This window comes from Streptomyces sp. NBC_00663 (assembly GCF_036226885.1).
In the GTDB taxonomy this organism is placed as follows: Bacteria; Actinomycetota; Actinomycetes; order Streptomycetales; family Streptomycetaceae; genus Streptomyces.
Genome location: NZ_CP109027.1, coordinates 5,917,180 through 5,932,700, shown reverse-complemented (window position 1 = coordinate 5,932,700; position 15,521 = coordinate 5,917,180). Strand labels below are relative to the sequence as shown.

General features: G+C 71.1%; 20 protein-coding genes, 1 tRNA gene and 1 pseudogene. 5 read left to right on the top strand and 17 right to left on the bottom strand.

Features of this window, described 5'->3' with window-relative positions:
* Positions 1–14: 14 nt before the first annotated feature.
* From OG866_RS27010 to OG866_RS26955, 12 genes are all read right to left on the bottom strand, one after another.
* On the bottom strand, positions 15–1,367 hold the full coding sequence (locus OG866_RS27010) for a hypothetical protein (protein WP_329338551.1): 1,353 nt from the start codon (positions 1,365–1,367) through the stop codon (positions 15–17).
* Between the two features lie 3 nt (positions 1,368–1,370).
* A complete protein-coding gene (locus tag OG866_RS27005) occupies positions 1,371–1,727 on the bottom strand; it encodes a hypothetical protein (RefSeq protein WP_329338549.1) in 357 nt (118 codons plus the stop codon).
* Entirely contained in the window at positions 1,727–1,963 is a 237-nt protein-coding gene (locus OG866_RS27000; protein WP_329338548.1) for a hypothetical protein, read from the bottom strand. The genes OG866_RS27005 and OG866_RS27000 overlap by 1 nt, the downstream gene beginning before the upstream one ends.
* Positions 1,964–2,117: 154 nt before the next feature.
* Positions 2,118–2,633 (bottom strand): HTH domain-containing protein, encoded by a 516-nt coding sequence (locus tag OG866_RS26995; RefSeq protein WP_329338546.1) that lies wholly within the window; start codon positions 2,631–2,633, stop codon positions 2,118–2,120.
* On the bottom strand, positions 2,630–3,355 hold the full coding sequence (locus OG866_RS26990) for a hypothetical protein (protein WP_329338544.1): 726 nt from the start codon (positions 3,353–3,355) through the stop codon (positions 2,630–2,632). The genes OG866_RS26995 and OG866_RS26990 overlap by 4 nt, the downstream gene beginning before the upstream one ends.
* Positions 3,356–3,439: 84 nt before the next feature.
* Positions 3,440–3,784 (bottom strand): hypothetical protein, encoded by a 345-nt coding sequence (locus tag OG866_RS26985; RefSeq protein WP_329338542.1) that lies wholly within the window; start codon positions 3,782–3,784, stop codon positions 3,440–3,442.
* Complete coding sequence (locus OG866_RS26980) at positions 3,781–4,029, bottom strand: hypothetical protein (RefSeq protein ID WP_329338540.1); 249 nt, start codon at positions 4,027–4,029, stop codon at positions 3,781–3,783. The genes OG866_RS26985 and OG866_RS26980 overlap by 4 nt, the downstream gene beginning before the upstream one ends.
* Positions 4,029–4,511 carry a hypothetical protein gene (locus OG866_RS26975; protein ID WP_329338538.1) on the bottom strand — a complete coding sequence of 161 codons (483 nt, stop codon included), beginning with the start codon at positions 4,509–4,511 and terminating at the stop codon, positions 4,029–4,031. Before OG866_RS26975 ends, OG866_RS26980 begins: the two co-directional genes overlap by 1 nt.
* 26 nt (positions 4,512–4,537) lie before the next feature.
* Entirely contained in the window at positions 4,538–5,212 is a 675-nt protein-coding gene (locus OG866_RS26970; protein WP_329338536.1) for a hypothetical protein, read from the bottom strand.
* The gene (locus tag OG866_RS26965) at positions 5,209–6,285 is read right to left on the bottom strand and encodes a hypothetical protein (protein WP_329338535.1); all 1,077 of its coding nucleotides are present in this window, start codon (positions 6,283–6,285) and stop codon (positions 5,209–5,211) included. Before OG866_RS26965 ends, OG866_RS26970 begins: the two co-directional genes overlap by 4 nt.
* A 90-nt stretch (positions 6,286–6,375) precedes the next feature.
* A complete protein-coding gene (locus tag OG866_RS26960) occupies positions 6,376–6,549 on the bottom strand; it encodes a hypothetical protein (RefSeq protein WP_329338534.1) in 174 nt (57 codons plus the stop codon).
* A complete protein-coding gene (locus tag OG866_RS26955) occupies positions 6,546–6,800 on the bottom strand; it encodes a helix-turn-helix domain-containing protein (protein WP_329338533.1) in 255 nt (84 codons plus the stop codon). Before OG866_RS26955 ends, OG866_RS26960 begins: the two co-directional genes overlap by 4 nt.
* Positions 6,801–6,955: 155 nt before the next feature.
* On the opposite strand from OG866_RS26955, the gene OG866_RS26950 reads away from it, so the two are divergent.
* A complete protein-coding gene (locus tag OG866_RS26950) occupies positions 6,956–7,900 on the top strand; it encodes a hypothetical protein (protein ID WP_329338531.1) in 945 nt (314 codons plus the stop codon).
* 189 nt (positions 7,901–8,089) lie between these two features.
* Positions 8,090–8,599, top strand: coding sequence for a hypothetical protein (locus OG866_RS26945; RefSeq protein WP_329338529.1), 510 nt, complete (start codon positions 8,090–8,092; stop codon positions 8,597–8,599).
* 74 nt (positions 8,600–8,673) lie between these two features.
* On the opposite strand, the gene OG866_RS26940 is transcribed toward OG866_RS26945, so the two are convergent.
* Both OG866_RS26940 and OG866_RS26935 read right to left on the bottom strand, forming a co-directional pair.
* Entirely contained in the window at positions 8,674–10,212 is a 1,539-nt protein-coding gene (locus OG866_RS26940) for a recombinase family protein (RefSeq protein ID WP_329338528.1), read from the bottom strand.
* Between the two features lie 16 nt (positions 10,213–10,228).
* Positions 10,229–10,408 (bottom strand): annotated as a pseudogene (locus OG866_RS26935) (MFS transporter); the annotation flags it as partial.
* Between the two features lie 221 nt (positions 10,409–10,629).
* Here OG866_RS26935 and OG866_RS26930 point away from each other — a divergent pair.
* A tRNA-Cys gene (locus tag OG866_RS26930) sits at positions 10,630–10,701 on the top strand.
* A 66-nt stretch (positions 10,702–10,767) separates the two neighbouring features.
* Here OG866_RS26930 and OG866_RS26925 read toward each other — a convergent pair.
* Entirely contained in the window at positions 10,768–11,151 is a 384-nt protein-coding gene (locus OG866_RS26925; RefSeq protein ID WP_329338526.1) for a hypothetical protein, read from the bottom strand.
* A gap of 278 nt (positions 11,152–11,429) precedes the next feature.
* Between OG866_RS26925 and OG866_RS26920 the strand changes: the two genes are divergently transcribed.
* The gene (locus OG866_RS26920) at positions 11,430–12,926 is read left to right on the top strand and encodes a matrixin family metalloprotease (protein ID WP_329338524.1); all 1,497 of its coding nucleotides are present in this window, start codon (positions 11,430–11,432) and stop codon (positions 12,924–12,926) included.
* A 3-nt stretch (positions 12,927–12,929) separates the two neighbouring features.
* Positions 12,930–13,601, top strand: coding sequence for a hypothetical protein (locus tag OG866_RS26915; RefSeq protein ID WP_329338521.1), 672 nt, complete (start codon positions 12,930–12,932; stop codon positions 13,599–13,601).
* 44 nt (positions 13,602–13,645) lie between these two features.
* Here OG866_RS26915 and OG866_RS26910 read toward each other — a convergent pair whose 3' ends face one another.
* Positions 13,646–14,824, bottom strand: a complete 1,179-nt coding sequence (locus OG866_RS26910; RefSeq protein ID WP_329338520.1) for an SUKH-4 family immunity protein — start codon at positions 14,822–14,824, stop codon at positions 13,646–13,648.
* Between the two features lie 146 nt (positions 14,825–14,970).
* Positions 14,971–15,501 (bottom strand): AAA family ATPase, encoded by a 531-nt coding sequence (locus OG866_RS26905; RefSeq protein WP_329338518.1) that lies wholly within the window; start codon positions 15,499–15,501, stop codon positions 14,971–14,973.
* Positions 15,502–15,521: the final 20 nt, after the last annotated feature.

The following is a 15,521-nucleotide window of genomic DNA, read 5'->3' as shown; positions in this document are numbered from 1 at the left end:
CCTTTCGGGTCGGGTCAGGCGGGTCTGCAGGTGCGGCAGAGGTCTGCGGGGAGTGGCTGGCGGGAGGGCGCGCGGCAGGCGCGGCACTCGTGCCAGGCGGTATGCGGTGGGTGGGCGTCCCGGGCCCGGGCGGCGGCGGCCTCGGCGCATGCCTTGCAGGGGAAGCCGGTGTGGTGCTGGAAGCCCCAGTAGCAGCCGGGCAGTCCGCACAGGGAGCGGGCGGGGAGGGCGGCGCCGAGGAGCCAGCGGCCGGGATCGCGGAGGTCCTCGGCGGGGGTCCAGACGCGCAGTCGGGTGAGCTGGTCGCGGATGTCCTCGGCCCAGATCCCGTCGTCGAGCTGGCGGCCGATCTCGCGTCCGATGCGGCGCAGCACGAACGGTCTGATGCGGTGCAGGAGATCGTGGACGGGCTCCAGGACGGCCCAGACGCGCGGGCTCAGGCTCAGACCGGGTCCGTCGTACGGGGGACGCTCAGCGGGGCGCACAGCCGTTCGGGCGGCGACGAGGAACGTGTCAGGGACCGAAGTGACCGAGCGTGAGGGCGAGTTGTCCACAGGCGCGGACCCACTTACGGTCACCTCGCCTACGGCGGAAGAACCACCGGCCCCGGTGCTTCTCTCGTCAGTCAGTCTTGGGTCTTCCTTGATCGCGAGGGATCCGCCATCTGTGCACGCACCCGATCCGCCATCTGTGTCCGGTCCCGGCTCGGGCTCGTCGACCAGGCGCAGGGGGAGGTCGTGGACGTCGTAGAGGTGCCGGCCGTGGGCGCCGGCGCGGCGGTGGACGGTGACCCAGCCGAGGGCCTCCAGCTCGTCGACCAGGCGGCGCGCGGAACGCTCCGTGACGCCGAGCAGGCCCGCGAGCTCGGCCGCGGTGACCGGGGCACTGGTGGCGACGGCCCAGGCGAGCGCGCAGTACAGGACGAACTGGGGGCGCCGCATCACCTTGGCGGCGAGGACGGGGACGAGGGCGAACTGCTCGGCCCGGGTGACTGGGCGGGTGCGGCGCTCGGCGGTCTCGCCGTCGCCGTCGGAGCGGGTGCGGCGCACGGTGCTCAGCTCAGGCTCGCCGTCGGGCCCGGGCGCGGACAGCTCGGCCAGGCAGCGCTCGGCGGTGCGCTTGGCGTCCCCGAGGTACTCGGCCAGCCGCGCGACGGACGCGCGGCACCCGTCCTCGCGGTGGGCCAGGGCGGTGATCTGCGCCCAGTAGGCGACCGCGCCCGCGGAGTACCCGCCGCCGTCCCACAGCCGCCGGGGAACCTTCACCTTCTGCCGGTACCAGGACGGCTCGTCCTGCCCGCGCGCAGCACCACCGGCCCCGCCACGACTGTGGCGGGGCTCGGCGGCGGGCGCGGGCAGGAGGGACATCGGTCAGGCGTCCGTGCCGCGGTCGGCCGGGAGCGTGAGCGTGATCGGGCGGAGCATCTGGCGCGGTTCCCAGGTGCGGATGTCCGGGCGGTGTATCCAGCCCGCTTGCTCAAGCTCGGTGAGCGTCAGCCGGACGCGCTTGGCGTCCAGGCGCAGGACGGAGGCGAGGTGTCCGGCGTCGTGGCGGCCGCCAGCGGGCAACTGGCCTGCGGGGCCTGCAAGGTGGGCGAGGGTGAGCGCCAGGTGGCGGCCGAGCCGTTGCAGGCCGCTCGCCAGGACGGCGGCCTCCCAGCGGTGGCGGTCGTATGAGCCGCGCGGCCGGGCCAGGGCGGCGGGGGTGGGTACGGGTGTGGTGTCCATCAGGTCCTCCCAGGGGCGGGTGTGGGTGGGCCCGGGCAGATCCGGGCGTGGTGGGCGGTCAGGTGCTCGGTGAGGTTGGCGACGTCGACGGGGCCGACGGCGTCCAGCTCGCAGCCCCACCGGCAGGTGAAGCGGGCGGTGGGGTAGGCGAGCCAGATACCGCGCTTGGTGTGGAAGTCGCCGAGGTCGACGTGCAGACCGAAGTACGCCCGCGCGGGCGGCCAGTCGGCGGCCACCGGCCTTACCCGCCGAGGGGGCCGAGGACGGCCCACAGGGCGAGCAGGGAGCACAGCAGCCACATGCGGTACACGGCGAGCCTCCGTCGATCTGGTGTTCGGGTAGGTGGGCCGCCCGTCCCTCGGGGGGGAGGTGGGGGCGGGCGGCCCGGTCTCAGGCGCCCTCGACGGGCGCGGCCGCAGTCGCGCGGTGCCGCAGCGGCGTCAGCCGCACCTCGCTCACGAGGAACGGCACGCGCGGCTCGATGTCGCCACGGGCCAGGGCCTGGCGGTAGGCGTGCGCCATCGCGACCACCGCCTGGTGCACGAGGGACTCCGCGGTTGAGCCGGTCTGCGCCAGGATCGCGAGGTCGCGGCGCAGCGCGCGCCACTGGCTCACGTCCATACCGGCCAGCGGATCGGCCACCCGGCGCGGCAGCTGCGCCACCGGCTCACCAGGCGGCGCACCCTCCGGCGCACCAACCTCGGCGTCACCCACGCTGGCCTGCGGCGCAACCGCCGTGGGCAGCTCGGTGGGCGGCGCATCGTCCGGCGCACCCTCGGCGTCGATACGCCGGAAGTCCCGGCGCACCGTGTCCTTGGAGATGCCCAGCCGCTGGGCGATCTGGCGCTGGCTCAGGCCCTCCGCACGATGCTGGCGCACCAGGGTGAGCCGGTCCGCGCGCGTCACTGCGCCACCTCGCCCGGGGTGTCGCGCGCCGCCGCCATCTGCTTGCGGTGCTCTGCCTTGGGCCCGAGCAGGACGAAGGCGAGGGCGCCCTCGGCGAGGCGCCCGTAGGCGTATGCGGCGTCCGGCAGACCCTCGGCGTACGCGCCGGCCTCGAACATGTCGCCTGCGTCGCGCTCGCTCACCTCGTGGTCGTCGCGGCCCGCGATCTCCTCGGCGTACTCGGCGGCCTGGTCCATGCACAGGACCTGGTCGTACGCCGCGGCGATCTTCTGCGCGTTGACGTAGTTGCCGAGCTTGCCGATCTTGTAGCCGCCGACCACCGGAGTGCGGTCCGCGTCGAGTTGGAACATGACGCGCTCCGGCTGCTCGCCCGCCTGCACCTGGGCAATCGCCCGGGCCGCGCCGGACGCGAACAACATCGCCGCGTGCGCGTACCGGCGGCGGGTGAGGAACCGGTGCTCCATGTAGATCTTCTGCAGGTCGAACACGGCGTGCTCGTGCGGCCCGCTCTTGCGCGGCTTGGCATCCCAGCCGCGGGCGGCGGGCCCGTGCACGAGGATCTTGCCCTCGTGCAGGTTGCGGCGCTCCAACTCGACGCCGGCCTCCAACAGGCGGGCGGTCTGGTCGGCGAGCTGCCACTCACGGGCCGCCTCGCCGAGCGCGCGGACGCTGTCGACGAGGTGCTCGAACCAGGGCGCGTTCGCGGGTGCGAGGTTGTACATCGGTACTCCCACAAGGGTGTTGGGTCCGGGCGGGCAGGACGGTTGTCAGGGCACGTCCCGCCCGCCCGGAGGTCAGGGGGTCGGTCAGGCGTGAGTGCGGACGGCGGCCGCGGTGCGTTCTTCGGTGTGGCGCACCCAGGGCACGGCGAGCGCGTCCAGCCGGGTGGCGGGGTTGATGCGGCCCAGGCGGCGGCCGCACTGGCAGGTACCGACCAGATCGCCGCCCTGGTGCTCGATGACCAGGGCGTGACCGGCGCCGAGCGCGGCGTCGATCGCCTCGGCGAGCTGCGGCACCGTCGCCGTCCACTCCGCGGCCGTCGAGCCTGCGCCGAGGCCCTGGACCAGGCGCCCGCGCAACTCATGCGCGAGGACTGGCCGCTTGAGGACCGGACGGCGCAGGACGTCGGCGATCGTCTCGGCGCGGGTCACCGCTGCCCCTCGTCGCTGAGATGGCGGCGCCGGGCACGGTCGTTGCGGACACGACGGGCGCGGTCCAGGTCGAGGCTGGGCCCGGGCAGGTCAGGGCGAGGCCGGGTCGGCGGCAGCAGGGGCGGTGCATGCCGTACGGCCTGGACGCGGGGCGCCGGGCGGTGTGCGGCGCGCGTGTCGATGACGCCGGCGGCCACCCACAGCGCCAGGAGCACCAGCAGGGCGCAGATGATCAGCTCGGCCATTACCGGACCGCCTCCCGCTCGTCGAACTGGACGAGGGCGATGTCGAGTTCGAGGGCGTACTGCCAGCGGGCCTCGAACGGGATCACCCACCGCTCGGTCAGGCCGTAGACGGCGGCGTGCAGGGCCGCGTCCGCGATCAGGGCTGGGTCGGCAAGGTCGTCCACCGGCGGCACGGTGACGTCGGCGCCCGCGCAGACGGACCAGCCGGCGAGGTGGGACCAGTGCACGACCAGGCCGGTCGCCTGCACGCCTGGGGGGATCAGGTCGTCGTGCCCGGGCAGCCACTCCAGCCGGATGAACAGCTCCCGCTGGCCGTCGAAGGTCTCCGTGCGCAGGCCGGTCTCGACGTGGTCGGGAACGACCTCGACCTCACGCAGTGCGGCGTGGACGGCGTCCGCGTACGGCAGGTGAGGCAGCGTCAGTGTCCGGGTGGCATCGCCCACCGACAGCTGGCCGCTGTCGTGGGTGCTCTTCCCGGGCACCGCGGTGCCCCTCTCCTCGATGGCCCTCACTTCGCACCACCGCCCTGCGCACCGTGCTCGGCCAGGCGCGCGGCGACCCAGCGGGCCGCGCTCTTGACCGTCCGCAGCGGCGAACCACCGTCGCCCCGGCCGTCGTTGCGGTGCATGTAGTGCACCGGCCGCCCGAACCCGTAGCGGCCCTCGGGGTCAGGCACCGCCAGCGCGGTCCACACCAGTCCGCCGAGCTTGCCGCGGCCCTGGGTGATCTGCCCGACCACCACGTCCTGCGTGACCGTCTTGACGCCGGTACGGGTGACGACGAAGTCGTGCGGCTCCTCGCTCCCCATACGGCCGACGTCGATCCACGGCATGCCGGGCCACAGCAGCAGACCCGCCGCCTGGCGGGGCGCGAGCCCGTAGCCGAGGTGCTTCGTGGTGGTCGTCGAGATCCCGGTGTCCTCGGTGGCCTCGCCGGTGATCACCTGCGCGGCGGTGCAGGTGATGCACACGATCCGCACCGTCAGCTTGGTGAAGGAGTTGCCGTGGGCGCAGTACTCGGTCGTGCAGGAGTGGTTGACCGAGGACCCGCCGAACCCGCGGTCGGGGTCGCGGCGGTACTCGTTCTCGTCACGGCGCCACGCGATCTTCACCAGCGGCCGCTTGCAGCCGTCGAAGTGCCGCAGCGTCTCCCAGCCCAGATAGGTGTCCAGCGTCGACCTCACGCGGCACCGTCCTCGGCGGGCGCGTGGCCCTGCTGGGCCGGGTCGACCGCGGCCTGGCGGTCGGCCTCCGCAAAGTCGTGGCCGGCGCGGGCGAGCGCGTCGATCACGCAACGGTCGCTGCAGTACCAGCGGGCCTCGTCGCCGAGCGCAGCGATCTGCAGGCGGGACCAGCCGAACAGGGAGGGGTCGGAGGCGTCGTAGTCGTCCACGGTCCCGCAGCCGTCGGTGGGGCACTCGGCGTGGATGTCGCGGGCCTCAAGGCCGAGGAGGGAGGCGAGGGCCTGGCGGTCGTCGCCCTTGACGATCAGGTCCGCGGCCTGCCCGTGCGAGGAGCGGCACCGGATGACCGCCCGCTCGCTGGTGTCGCCCGGGCCGGGGATGTCCACCCCGTATTTGGCGGTCCAGGTGAGCGTCATCGGGTAGGCGTCGAGGGAGGTGGTGCCGTACTCGATGGCCCGGGCCACCTCGGCCGCAGACAGGAAGTCGGTCACGGGTCGGCCCTCGAGGAGACGCGCCACCGCGTCACGCTGACGCTCCGCACCGGCCATACGGGCGAGCTGGCGGCCGCGCTCGTCGAGCTCGGCCTGGTCCTCGGCGTGAGCCTGCTCGGCGGCGGCCGCCGCGATGTCCGCAGCCGCCTGCGGGTCGAACAGAATCCCCGTACCGGAGATGGACAGGGCCGTGTCGCGCGCACTATCACCACGACCCAGGGCCTCGGCGATCAGGGCCTCGGCCGCCGCCTCGGTGAAGGAGAGCGGCACGTGCTTCAGGCAGAACAGGACCTGCGCCCCGGACGGGTACCGGCGCTCGTCCGGGTCGGTCCGCAACGCACCCTCCTGGCTGCTGCATACGCAGCACTCGGCCTGCTGCGGCTCCGCAAACGGGACACGCAGATCGAACGGGACATCGTCCGGGTACGCAGCAGGCAGCTTCTGGGGCGCCACCGGTCCCGCGGGCGCGGGGATCGCGACGCCGTACGCGGCGTACGCGGCGCGCTCGGCATCCGACATCAGCGGTGCGGGCTGGAGTTCCGAGGCCTGCGCCCCGGTCGGGTTCTGGGATGATGCGGTCAAGGTGATCCACTCCTGGAATCGGATTTGGGTGTGGATGTGCCGAGGGGTCGTGCTCCGGGTGAGGCCGGGGCCGGCCCCGTTCTTGTGTGATCAGGCGGCGAGGTGCTGTGCGGGGCGCGCGCTCGGCGTAGGAAGCGCGGCACTCGGACTGGCCGGCCGCTCTGGCGCGAGCAACAGCGCGAGTTGCGCGTACGTCTCGGGGGTGACGGGCGGCCAGCCGTCGACCATGCGGCGGATGTGCTCCTGCCACTCCGGCCGAATCACGCCGCGTTCCCGGAGGAAGTGGCAACGGATGACGCGGGGGCGTCGGCGTCTACGTAGAGGTCCTCAGGCTCAGCTCCGAGCGCCTTGCAGATCCGCAGAAAGACTGGGGCAGAAGGCGTGCGCTGGCCGCTCAGGTAGTAGGAGATCGACGCATTGCTGACACCCACGACCGCGGCGAGCTGCTGCCCATGCATGCCCTGCAGGTAGAGGCGGCGCTTCACCTCGTCCGCATTGAAGAGTGCTGACTTCATGGCTTCACTGTAGTCAACAGTGCTTCACAGTCAAGGGGTTGCCATTCAGTGTTTTTCAGTTCTACTGACAGGAGAGGATTCAGGGCGCTGCATACTCCCGCTCACCGAAGATCAGTTGTGTTCACTCTGATTCACAGGACCGCTAACCTGAGGACATGGACATGCGCGAGGCTGCCGAGCTCCTTATTGCCGTCACAGACGCGCGCCGCGTCGAGCTCGGCAAGAAGTGGATGCAGGTCTACCAAGAGGCCGGGGTGACGCATCAGACCCTGAACCGTTGGCGGCACGGGCACCCTGTTGCCCCACTGACAGAGCGGTCCCTTGAGCGCGTGTTGCTCTGGGGGCCCGGCGCCCGCGAGGCCATCGCAGCCGGTGAGCAACCCGTAGAACTTGACGCACTCCCGTCGCACGGCAGTCCCGAGCCCTCACCACCCTCTTCCCTGTCTCCGGACGAGGAGGTATTCCGGCGCATGGTCACAGCTGCTGCGAAGGAGTTGGGGCTGAAACCCGAGGCGTCCGACGAGATCATGCGACGGGTCCGCCAGGACCTCGAACAGGAACAGCCCCCTCAGGCACCCGCGAACGACCTAGGCGCAACCCCCGAGAGGATCGTGCGGCTCGTACCCCAGTACCTGCAGCAGGAGCTGCTTCCCGTAGGGGCGGTCGTGGGGTCGTCGCGCGGGATTCCGTACCGAGTGACGGGCCGTACGGATTTGTCGGACCTGGTGCGCGAGGCCCGGCTGAGGGTCGGCCTGAGCCCGGAAGAGGTGTCGGAGCGCGTGGTGGACTCACAGAGCGGCGAGCGCACCGTGGCCGCCGAGTGGCTGGACCGTCTGGAACGCGTGGCGCTGGTGCCGGACGAGTACCCGGAGTACGCGCAACTGGACCCCCTGGCCGCCACGCTGGGGCTCGACGTGATGGAAGTACGGGACGCCAACGCAGCCCAGTTCTTCGGCATCGTGACCGTCTGGAGCGACGACCGCCAGTCCAAGACCACGCTGCAGCTGGAGCACGCCACGCCGGAGGGGATCGCGAGGGCGAAGGCCCAGATGGCCCGCTTGAGCATCGACACCACCCAGGTACACCGTGGCCGGAAATAGCCGTTTCATCAACTACCGGACGCAAACCGGCAGTTGAGAGCATCGGTGTTGCTGGTGGTGATAGAGGTGTGGCTAAAAGTGAGCGTTATGTGCATGATGAGGCTCCGCCGCATGGGGAACGGGTGACGCCCTCCACGCGCGTCACTCGCTGCGGGGAAACGTTCTTGCGCACTGGGGGGTGACGGCTACATGCCGTACGAGCCACACATCCAAATCGTCTACCGACTCGCCGAGCCCGGTGAGATCCCGGATGGCCACGCCGTCTGGATCAAGGAACTGCCCGGGCGGCGGGCTGCGATGATCTTCGAGCCGGACGGGGTCACGGACCCGCAGCTGCTCGAACAAGCCACGCTGCAGTCTGCGAGTCAGATGGTCAACGGCGAGTGGCGACAGGACTGGACCGGCGGCGACCGCATGGAGGGACCGACCCTCGGGAAGCTGCTGTGCGTCTCACGGTGGGAAGCCGTTCCTCCGGAGGAGTTGCCTGAGGGGTGCCTCATTCACCCCATCTCTCGGCGAGGAAGCTGCGTCTGGGCTGTCTCCTGGGACAGCCACGCCCCCCGGATCCGCCATGGAGTGAACGACCAGTTGCTCAGGCTCGCGGGCGACGGCCTGTGGAAGCAGCACTGGCCCGGGAACCGGCTGGTGATGCCCACGCAACGACTCGCTCCGCCCATCGCGCCCCTGATACTGGCGTAGGCGTGTCACCGTGCGGCGCCGACCTCCCCACCGGCGGCCGGCGCCGCACCTGCGGCAGCCCCGTACGGCGGCCGTCAGCCCTTCGGTGCGATCCGGACGGTGGCGGGGTCGAGGTGATAGGGAGCTCCCTTGTCCAGGGTGATGTCCATGATCAGCCGCACGATCTCACGGCGCCTGCCGATGCTCTTGGACTGCCAGACCTCGAAGGCCGCCTCGAAGGTGTCCGCGTCCAGGAAATCAGCGAGCGGGCTACTGGAGGTCGCCTCGGCGATCTTGCTTCGAATCTCCGTGATCTGCTTGTCGGTGTCGGCTTCGACCGTCTCAAGCACCGCCAGGCTGATCTTGCGGCGGGCATACGACTGAGCGGCCTCGGTCTTGCTGCGCGTCAGCTCGGTGATCTCGGCGCGCAGGCCGACGACGTCGAGGTCCGGCTTCGGCGGTTTGATCAGGTCGACCAGATCGTCGCGGGACAGGCGCTCGACAGCGACGCTGGCGATGTACTCGTCGACCAGGGCCGCCAGTTGATTGCCCTTGTGGCAGGTGTTGCACCGGTACGTGGTGCCCTTGCTGCGCGACCCGCCGCGCGCCGTGACGACGCCCGTCACGCAGTAGCCGCACGTGGCGTACTTGGAGACAAGCCACTTCGGGGTGTTGCCGGGAGTCGTGACGCGTGCCGGGTCTTCCAGCAACGTGATCAGAGCCTGCCGTGTCTCCTCCGGGATGATCGCGGGCCACGCGTTCCACTTGATGATCTGGCCCTGGTGGACGACGTGCCCGGACACCCGGGGCGAGGTGAGTATCCGCGTGATCGTCCTGCTGTCCCAGCCTCCGTGCGCAACTTCTCTGCCGCCGCGCTTGAGCGTGCGACCGTCGGCCTCACTCACGGTCTTCACGCCGCGTTCCCGGATGCCGGCGAGCAGCTGGGCCATGTTGCCCTTGGTCGCGAGGAGTTCCTCGGCCCAGTTGCGGATCTCCTCGGCTTCGTCCTCGCGGTGCTGGGTCATGTCGAGGACGGGCACGTCGACGTACTCGCGTTCGTCGAGGGGGGCCTTGGGGTTGGTGCACTTGCTGCGTACGCGGCCGGTCGGGGCTCCCCAGCCGAAGCGGCGGATGCCACCCCCGTGGGCACCCATGCGGGCCTGCCGCTTGCGTGCGAGGGAGACACGTTCGCCCTTGTGGCCCGACTCCTTCTGCGCAGCATTGATGTCATTGATGAACTCGGCCCGCCCCGAGGCGCGGCTCAGAAGGTACTCGCCGCCCTTCTGGACGGAGTACAGGCGCACGCCCTGCGCGCGGAACAGGTCGACGATGTCGAGCCCCTCCCGCACGTCGCGGGTGAGGCGGTCGGCGTGCCAGACGATGACGGCCGCGATGAGGCCGGCGGCGACGTCCGCCAGGAGGCGCTGGAACTCGGGGCGTTCGCGACCGGTGAAGGCAGAGAGACTGTTGTCCTGGTAGGTGCCGGTGAGCGGTCTGCCGATCTCTTCGCCGAACTCCTCGTTGTCCGCGTGCTGGGAGTCGACGCCCTCGGCAGTGCCGCGGTCATCGTCGGAGACGCGGGCATAGTCAACGTTGATGCCCTCGGCTGGCGGCTTAGTGATGGGTGAGGCCATGCCCGTAGTGTGCACGTTCCAACTCCGCTATGGGAGTGCCGACCGCGGTCGCCTCGAAGGCGATGAGCAGCACGACCGACACGATCCCGACACTGAGCGCCCGATACGCCCGCCCCAACACCCCTTCCTCGACACCGGCGGGCAGGTCAGGGGCGGTCTCCACGACATCGGCGTCGCGCGGTTCGAGGCTGGTCATGGTCGCCAGGGTAAGGGCCGAGGGCGGGTTTGACCCCTGTCGGGAGACGGTCTGAGGCTGAGACCTTGGTCGTACGACCACGAGACGCACGCCCGCTTTCATGAACGCCGTATGGCAGTCGCATTGCAGCGGCCGGGATTCCCTTGAGCCCCCTCCCGCCCCGCCCGTACGGTCATCTCACCGAGTTCGGAACGGAGTCCAAAACCTCCGCTCCCAACCCCGGCCGTGTGCCCGAGTGGCTTAGGGACTCGCCTGCAAAGCGAGGTACGTGGGTTCAATTCCCGCCACGGCCTCTGTGTCGAGGATGCCGGAAGGGCGGCGCCCCCAGTGGGGGTGCCGCCCTTTTTGGCCGGGCGGGGTCAGGCCTTGGCGTACTCCCAGCCGCCGCACTTGTACGGCGTGCCGTCGGAGCCGTCCTGGAGGCAGGCGCGGATCTGGAGGGTGGTGCCCTCGGCGAAGGAGAGGTTCCAGTCGTGGGCGACGGCGTAGCCGTAGCCGTTGTAGTACGAGTGGGTCGAGGAGCTGGAGTTGTAGCGCCACTGGGCGGCCGTTCCGTGGCCGTCCTTCAGCATGTCGAGGGCGGTGAGGATCTCGCCGTCGGCCGCGAAGTACGTCTTCGCGGTGACGTCCGACGAGATGATGGAGTTGGAGGCCTCGTAGACCTCGCCGGCGGCCTGCGCGGGGGCGATGCCCAGGGCGAGCGCCGACGCGGAGGCCGCGGCGACCCCGAGGACGGTCGTCATTCGACGGTGGAGCTTGCGCACAGCGGCGTTCCTCTCTTCGAACAACTGGTCGCGCCGAACGTAGCCGAGGGGAACGGGAGTTGGCTGATATTTATGCGGGCGGCGATGCCCGTGCGGCATGGGTCGAGCGTTCCGTTTTGCTGTGAATCCTCCGATGAGTCAGCAAAGCGAAAGGTGCGTACCCACATAGGCTGTTTGTCCTCCCGTGTGCTTGATCCGCTGCCATGCTGCCCGCATCGGAGCCGTCGAAGGTTCCGCGCCGGCATCAGGGGGATGCGATGGGCGATCAGGCATATTGGAACGCCGGGGACCGGCCCCGGATCTTCATCAACTGGCAGTCCTTCACCGCGCAGGGCATCAGCAACGACTGGCAGGGCCCGGTCACGGACGCGGTGCTCAACGCGTACACGAGGTGGCAGAACGCGGGGGTCGACTGCCGCTTCCAGTTCTGGAACTACACCGACCGCACCGAGCCGCAGGACGGCGAGATCATCGTGTCGATGAACGAGCGGCACTTCGACACCACGCGGATCGCCTCGACGTTCACCAGCTGGCGCAAGGCGAGTCTGGTCATCCACCGCAAGAACGGCGCCGACCTCACCCCGTGGCCGCTGGTGCCGTTCAACGCCCAGCCCGGGCAGATCGATCTCCAGGGCATCTTCCAGCACGAGTTGGGCCACTGCTACTGGCTCGACCACAGCGGCAGCGCCGACGACGTCATGTTCGGCAGCTACAGCTATCACAGCAACCGCTTCGGGCCCTGGGAAGGCGACGTCGCCAAGGTCAAGGCGATCTACCCGGACTTCGACCGCAACCGGCTGCGGGAGTTCCGGTCCGTCGACGGGGGCGGGTCCTGGTTCGCGCAGGGCACGCAGATCACCGACTACAACAACTACCAGGCGCGCACCTGTCTGACGCCCGGCGTCACCTCCATCGGCAGCAGCGGGCTGTACGCGCTCGGCTGGAGTCATCCGAACCGCATCCCCACCTGGCTGCGCACCGACGGCGTCAACTTCCTCTTCAACGGCTGGGTGTACTACGGCGGTGAGCGCTCCGTGCACGGCCCCGCCCTCGCCGACGAACCCGGCGGGCTGATGCTCATGGCCTGGGTGCACAACGACAACAACGGCACCCTCCGCGTCGTCCGCTCCACCGACCAGGGGCAGAGCTGGGCCTGGGCCAACACCCCGGCCGGCGCCACCACGTTCGGCACCCCGGGGCTCGCCTCGACCGTGGTCAACGGGCGCCGCGCGTGGGTGCTGGCCTGGGCGCACCTCGACCGCGCCGACCACCCCGGCACCGGCCGGATCCGCGCCAGCGTCTCCTACGACGACGGCTGGACCTGGTCGACGCCGACCGTCGTACCGACCAGCTACGACTACAAGTCGCTCGCCGGGGTCTCCCTCGGCGCCGCCCCCGACAACCGGCTGGTGCTGGGCTTCTCCTGGGCGGGGCCGGACATCTACTCCATGAACCTCGTCCGCAGCCTCGACTGCGAGGTCTCCGGCGACCGGCTCGTGCAGCGCGGCACCGGGTACTCCAACGACCGCACCCGCAGCCAGCCCGCCGTCACCTACGATCCCGGCCGCAATCTCTTCCATCTCTCCTTCCGGGAACAGAACTTCCTCACCTCGCTGCGCGTCGCGCAGAAGGAGTGGCTCAAGACGTCGTGGTCGGCGGCCCAGCAGCTGCCCAACTCGACGTCCAGCACGGCACCGGCCCTGGCCCACAGCCGCGTCGGCAACAACCTGCTCCTCTGGTACGGAGGCGAGTGAGCCATGGCGACGTATCTCACCACCACGCCGACCCTGCTCCAGCGCATCCGCGACTGTCAGGCCGTCGTCGTCCTACGTGATCGCGCCCTGGAGTCGGTCACCACCGACCACGAGGCCCGCGAGGCCCGCCCGCTGGGCACCTTCCGGGCCACGCCCGCCGAGGTGCTCAAGGGCGACGACGAGGGCGCGCTGACCATCCGGATGCCGGGCGCGGGCTCCGCCGGCCAGGGCCAGGAGGCCGGGCAGGTGGCCTGGCGGCTCGCCCCGCAGGACGAGCGGGCCCAGGTCGCCTTCCTCGTCCGGGAGAGCCGTACCTCCTGGGTGCCGTACTTCTCCAGCGTCTTCCCGCTCGACGGCGAGACCGTGCTGCTGTCGGAGGAGGTGGAGGACGACCGGCCCGGCGAGGCGGGCGCCCTGGATCTCGCCGGGCTGCGTGCGCTCATCACGCGCGCCGCCGAGGAGGCCCGGGAGCAGCAGACCAGGATGTGGGAGGCCGAGCCCGAGATCGCCGCCCGCACCCAGCCGCATCCGGTCCTGGAGTCCCCCGAGGCCCCGGCACCGGGGGCGACCTCTGCCGAGCCGGGCGCCGCGGACCCGGGCGCCGCGAACCCGAACACCGCGGACCCGGGCGCCGCTTCGGCGGCACCCGAACTCCCTGAGGCGCCCGAGGAGTAGGGCGCGAGGCCGGGGCGACCGGCGGGGGAGAGAGGCGGGTGCGGTCAGAGCACCCCGCCCGCCTCGTCCCGCAGCACGTCCGTCCAGTAGTGCCAGTCGGCGTCCGTCGCGCGGCCGGTGCGGTCGACGGTCGACAGGACCTGGATCATCGTGGCCGCCAGCTGGGCGTGCGGTCCCAGCGGCTCGCCCAGCACCTGGATCCGGCCCCGCGACAGCTCCTCGTCGAGGCTCGCCTCGCGGCGCAGCAGCCAGAGCGTGAACGCGAGCGTGGAGATGTCCGTGTTCAGGGGGTACAGCCGCGCCTCGGGCTCGCTCCAGTGCAGGACCGCGCCCGTGCGGCCGTCCACCACCAGGCTGTTGTCCTCGACGAGATGGCCGAGGCGTATCAAGTGGTCGGCGCCGGCCGGGAGTTCGGCGTCCGGGTCATCGGCGTAGTGCTCGGCGAGGGTGGGCAGCGGAACGTCCGTGTCCAGGCGGAAGAGGTCGGTGTCCTCGGGCAGGCCCGTGTCGCGCAGGAAGCGGCGGGTGGGTTCATGGGTGAGCGTCGCGGGGAAGTCGACCTCCTCGAAGCGCCAGATCTCGCCCTGCCCGAACTCCTGGTCCAGCAGCCGCACCGGGAGGTCGAGCGCCAGCCCGGACGTCCTGCCCGGGCCGGCCGTCAGGGCCAGCGGGCGGATCAGGGCCGCCGCCCGCCACAGGGCCGGCACCTCGCCGTCCGTGCCCTCCTCGAAGATCGCGAGCAGGCGACGCGAGGCCTCTGCCGCGGCCTGCTGGCCGTGGCGGTCGGCGTAGGCCGCGAACTGGCCGCGCAGTCCCGCCAGTTCGTCCGTCGCGGTCGCGAAGCGCATCAGCTTCTCCAGCGACGGGGCGAGCGGGCGGCGCTCCATGAGGTCCGGGCGGTCCCACCAGAAGTCGGTCGTCGACACCTCGCCCGTCACACCGTCGAGCAGGACCGACTCCGTCTCCCGGCCCTCGTCGTCGAGCAGCCCGCCTATGACCAGCTGGTCCCGCATGTCCACGGCCAGCCGCCCGCCGGGGTCACCGGTCGCGTCCGTCAGGGTCCGCAAACCCTCCCGGCCGAGCTCCGCGAAGCTCAACAGGCCGATCTCGGCGGGCAGTCCGGGGCCCGTCAGCCAGCTGCGCGTCGACGCGTGCGTGACGAGGCGCTCCAGATCGTCGTCGGTCAAGGTGATCACCGCGGACGCGGTGCCGGTCGTGCTCATCGTTCCCCCGTGCGTGCGAGCTCTGTGTCCCCGAGCAGGGCAGGGCGGGTTTGCCGTGAAGATCTCGCCGTCGTTCCCCACTGACCGGAACACTACGCCGAGCCACTGACAACGCCTCACGACAACGCCCCACGACCAAGAGACGCTCAAACCACCTCGGCGCGTTGCCTTCCCGCGAGAATCGCCTCCACCGTCTCCCCCACCGAAAGCTCCGAGGTGTCCAGCCACAGCCCGATCCGTGGCGTCCGGGCCCGCAGCTCCCGGTCCAGTTCCCCCACCGTCCAGGCCGCCCCGTACCCCGTCTTGGCCCGCTCGGCCTCCCGGGCCACGACCGTCTCGGGGCTCGGGGCGAGGACGACGACGTACAGCGGGCGGGTGCGGACGAGCCGGACGTACGCGGCCAGTTCCTCCCCCAGCACCACGTCCTGTACGACGGCCGTGAACCCGGCCTCCGCGTACGCGTCCGCGGTCGCCGCCGACAGCCGGTACCGCAGCCGGAGTTGGGCCGCGCCCTCACCTCCGCCGCCGGGAACGTACTCCTGTCGCCCGGAGACGACCATCCGGCGGAAGACGTCCCCACGGACGTGCGCGGCACGCGGCAGTCGCTCGGCGAGGGCCTGCGCGACCGTCGACTTGCCGGACGCCATGACGCCGGTGACCAGAACGACCCCGCGCATCACGTCACCCGCACCCACAC

Excerpts from the sequence above, each read along its gene's own strand:
- OG866_RS26980 (WP_329338540.1), bottom strand. The coding sequence starts at position 4,029 with ATGGCCGAGCTGATCATCTGCGCCCTGCTGGTGCTCCTGGCGCTGTGG.
- OG866_RS26925 (WP_329338526.1), bottom strand. The coding sequence starts at position 11,151 with ATGACGACCGTCCTCGGGGTCGCCGCGGCCTCCGCGTCGGCGCTCGCC.
- OG866_RS26955 (WP_329338533.1), bottom strand. The coding sequence starts at position 6,800 with ATGAAGTCAGCACTCTTCAATGCGGACGAGGTGAAGCGCCGCCTCTAC.
- OG866_RS27005 (WP_329338549.1), bottom strand. The coding sequence starts at position 1,727 with ATGGACACCACACCCGTACCCACCCCCGCCGCCCTGGCCCGGCCGCGC.
- OG866_RS26950 (WP_329338531.1), top strand. The coding sequence starts at position 6,956 with ATGGACATGCGCGAGGCTGCCGAGCTCCTTATTGCCGTCACAGACGCG.
- OG866_RS26915 (WP_329338521.1), top strand. The coding sequence starts at position 12,930 with ATGGCGACGTATCTCACCACCACGCCGACCCTGCTCCAGCGCATCCGC.
- OG866_RS26940 (WP_329338528.1), bottom strand. The coding sequence starts at position 10,212 with ATGGCCTCACCCATCACTAAGCCGCCAGCCGAGGGCATCAACGTTGAC.
- OG866_RS26920 (WP_329338524.1), top strand. The coding sequence starts at position 11,430 with ATGGGCGATCAGGCATATTGGAACGCCGGGGACCGGCCCCGGATCTTC.
- OG866_RS26910 (WP_329338520.1), bottom strand. The coding sequence starts at position 14,824 with ATGAGCACGACCGGCACCGCGTCCGCGGTGATCACCTTGACCGACGAC.
- OG866_RS26990 (WP_329338544.1), bottom strand. The coding sequence starts at position 3,355 with ATGTACAACCTCGCACCCGCGAACGCGCCCTGGTTCGAGCACCTCGTC.
- OG866_RS27010 (WP_329338551.1), bottom strand. The coding sequence starts at position 1,367 with ATGTCCCTCCTGCCCGCGCCCGCCGCCGAGCCCCGCCACAGTCGTGGC.
- OG866_RS26945 (WP_329338529.1), top strand. The coding sequence starts at position 8,090 with ATGCCGTACGAGCCACACATCCAAATCGTCTACCGACTCGCCGAGCCC.
- OG866_RS26905 (WP_329338518.1), bottom strand. The coding sequence starts at position 15,501 with ATGCGCGGGGTCGTTCTGGTCACCGGCGTCATGGCGTCCGGCAAGTCG.